Origin of the sequence: Actinacidiphila oryziradicis, assembly GCF_005047355.1 — a bacterium.
Lineage (GTDB): Bacteria > Actinomycetota > Actinomycetes > Streptomycetales > Streptomycetaceae > Actinacidiphila > Actinacidiphila oryziradicis.
Genome location: NZ_SUMC01000278.1, coordinates 1 through 2,700, shown reverse-complemented (window position 1 = coordinate 2,700; position 2,700 = coordinate 1). Strand labels below are relative to the sequence as shown.

The 2,700-nt window shown below is 66.3% G+C and carries 4 protein-coding genes and 1 pseudogene; 1 reads left to right on the top strand and 4 read right to left on the bottom strand.

Annotated elements, in window-relative coordinates; genetic code table 11:
* The 4 genes and pseudogenes from FCI23_RS55115 to FCI23_RS55100 all read right to left on the bottom strand — a co-directional run.
* Positions 1–338: NAD(P)-binding domain-containing protein (locus FCI23_RS55115; RefSeq protein WP_136731682.1), on the bottom strand; the 338-nt coding region annotated here is incomplete at its 3' end.
* Positions 335–673, bottom strand: a complete 339-nt coding sequence (locus tag FCI23_RS55110) for an antibiotic biosynthesis monooxygenase family protein (protein WP_136731681.1) — start codon at positions 671–673, stop codon at positions 335–337. The genes FCI23_RS55115 and FCI23_RS55110, both read right to left, overlap by 4 nt.
* A gap of 814 nt (positions 674–1,487) precedes the next feature.
* Positions 1,488–1,916 (bottom strand): acyl-CoA thioesterase domain-containing protein, encoded by a 429-nt coding sequence (locus FCI23_RS62915; protein ID WP_265737870.1) that lies wholly within the window; start codon positions 1,914–1,916, stop codon positions 1,488–1,490.
* A gap of 240 nt (positions 1,917–2,156) precedes the next feature.
* Positions 2,157–2,297: pseudogene (locus FCI23_RS55100) on the bottom strand (IS110 family transposase); the annotation flags it as partial.
* Positions 2,298–2,413: 116 nt separating this feature from the next.
* On the opposite strand from FCI23_RS55100, the gene FCI23_RS55095 reads away from it, so the two are divergent.
* On the top strand, positions 2,414–2,611 hold the full coding sequence (locus FCI23_RS55095; protein WP_136731680.1) for a hypothetical protein: 198 nt from the start codon (positions 2,414–2,416) through the stop codon (positions 2,609–2,611).
* Positions 2,612–2,700: the final 89 nt, after the last annotated feature.

Below are 2,700 nucleotides of genomic sequence, written 5' to 3'. Positions count from 1 at the left end.
TCGTTCCCGGCGAGGCGGACGACCTCGTCGGGGGAGACGGTGCTGGCGCAGATCAGGGCGCCGGGATAGGACCCGCCGCTGAGGACACCGTCCGGCCCTCGCAGCACCGCGCTGAGGGCGTCGCCGTCGGCCACCGTGCAGATGGCAGCGGCCGTGCCCTCGACGGCCTCGATCGGACGGGCCGCGGCGAAGGCGCCGGCCTTGGCGAGCGGCTCGGTTCGCTCCGCGGTGCGATTCCAGACCCGCACCTGTACGCCCTGGTCGAGAAGGCGGCCGGCCAGGCTGGTGCCCATCATGCCAAGTCCGAGGACGGCGACGGGGCCACTGGTGCACGTCATGACTTCACCCGCACGGTCTCCTTGACGACCCTGAACCGCAACGACTGGGTGGAGTCAACCCACTTGCGGAGCGGAGCCACCAGCGAGCGGTGCTCCTCGCTCTGCTGCCAGGCGAAGAAATGCTCGGGCGTCTCCCACTCACTGGTGATCACCCACTGACGGGAGCCGTCGGCGGGTTCTCCCAGCCTGTCGATGATGTGCCCGGGAGTGCGGGCGACGGACTTCCGGATCCGGTCGTACATCTCCAAAAACCCTTGCTCGCCGCCCTCGATTACGTGGACCGCGAAGACCACGGAAAGCTTGTCGGCCGACGGGCCGCTGTGCGCGGTGCCCATGTTTTCTCCTGATGGTGGGATCCGGTGGGAGATGACTCCTACCAACTCATGGGCCCCGTGGCCGCGCAACTCCGCCGTGGGAGGACCCAATGGGGACAAGGCCTCTCCCGTGGTGGTTCGGCCGTTCGGGTGACTCTTGAAGTCCCTCCCAACCTGGCGGTCCTGGACCTCTCGTGGCACACGATCGGGTCTTGGCGGTGGGTCTCCATGAGGCTCCTTAGAGGCCGCGCGAATAGGTGGGGCGGCGTCGCGTGCCGGTGGGCGGCGCCTGGAAGTGTTGCCGTCGGTGTCGGTCGACGACTCTCCCCCAGACTCCGTCCGGGAGGTGCCCCCACCAAGCTCTCGGCTCCGCTCGAGCAGGGGGCACCCCCATCGCGTGGCCTCGCCCCCAGCCTTCGGCCGGGAGGTGCCCCCAGGAGGTGCCCCCACCTTCCTCCACCCCACCTATTCGCGCGGCCTCTTAGTTCTCCAGCTGTAGATCGTGATCATGTTGCTGGTCGGAGGTGGTAGTGGCTGGTGCGGGCGCGGTGGCGGTGTTGGTGGCGTCGTCGCCAGCGGGTCCAGTCGAGCCCGTGGTCGAGGCGTCGAGCCGGTGTGATGATCGGGTGCCGACAAAACCAATGGTGCGCAAATCATTGTTGGCACACTATTGGCACACCAGCTGTGGGATGCAACGAAACGCAGGGGGACGCAGTGGGAACGGGTATTTGATTCGGGCTCCTGCTTTTTCCCTCGGTGACGGGCCGTGCGCGGCCCGGTCCGCGTCGCGCGGAACGGCTTGACGCGGGCCGTCGGTCGTCGGCAAGGGCCCAGGTCAGCTGCCGATTTTCCGGAACAGCCCCTCCTGCATCACCGAGACCAGCAGCTTTCCTTCCCGGTCGTAGATCTGGCCGCGGGCCAGGCCGCGAGCGCCGGTCGCGATGGGGGACTCCTGCTGGTACAGGAACCACTCGTCGGCCCGGAAGGGGCGGTGGAACCACATGGCGTGAGCGGTGATACCGGTCGCGAGTTGAGCTCTGACCTGCTCATTCCCTGTGGCGATAGGTTCGGCGCCGGCGCCTGGCACACCATACGCACAATCTTGTGGGTGCCGTTGTGGCGGGTTTGCGATTCCAAGTGGTCTTGAGGGATTTCGCCGGCGGGGTGCGATGTCGTCCGCGATTCGCCTCGAAGTCGGCTGCCCTCGCCCATCCTTCGCGCTCCTTGTTCCGGTCGGCGTCGGCCTGGCCTCCCGGCGCGTCATCGATGTGTTCCCGTTTACGCATCATGTGGAGTGCGTTGCCATCCTTGAACCTGCCGCAAAGGGCTCCTGACCTGCGGTTTTGTGTGTGCGCATTATGTGCGGTGTGAGCGTTACGGGCGATATCTTGACGCTGAAATGACGCTCGTGACGCTCATTTGACGCTCGTTCTGATGGGGTGTCAGGCGACCTGTTGGGCAGGTTAGGCCCTGTCAGGGTGGCGTACAGCAATGGGGTGCCGACGTCACGGATCAGGGCCCACAGGACGTTCACCCGTCGCCGGGCCAGGGCGAGCACTGCCTGGGTGTGCCGCTTGCCCTCGGCGCGCTTGCGTTCATAGAAGCGGCGGGAGACGTCGCAGGTGCGGATGCTGATGAGTGCCGAGGTGTAGAAGACGCGTTGCAGTCCACGGTGATAGCGGCGGGGCCGGGCCCCTTTGCCTGCTCAGCCTGGCGGTGCCTATCGTCCGGGTATGTACGAGCTCACGAAGGAGGCCCTCAATGTCTGTCTACGTCGGAATCGACGTCCACCGCAAGCGGTCGCAGATCGCTGTGGTCGAGGAGGACGGCGCGGTGCGGGTCAACCGCAACGTACCCAACGGGGTCGGCACGGTGCTCGGCGTGATCGGGGATCTGCCGATCGGCGCGCCGGTCGCCTTCGAGGCCTGTAGGGTGCCGAAAGTCACGCACTGCCTCTGATCAGGTATTTTGCAGCACCCGTCGATCATGGCAGGGTCGGATCTTATGGCGTTGCGCGTGCTCTACCTGATCTTCTTGCGGCTCCTCGG

Coding starts and splice junctions, on each gene's coding strand:
- FCI23_RS62915 (WP_265737870.1), bottom strand. CDS start 1,916: ATGACGCGCCGGGAGGCCAGGCCGACGCCGACCGGAACAAGGAGCGCG.
- FCI23_RS55110 (WP_136731681.1), bottom strand. CDS start 673: ATGGGCACCGCGCACAGCGGCCCGTCGGCCGACAAGCTTTCCGTGGTC.
- FCI23_RS55095 (WP_136731680.1), top strand. CDS start 2,414: ATGTCTGTCTACGTCGGAATCGACGTCCACCGCAAGCGGTCGCAGATC.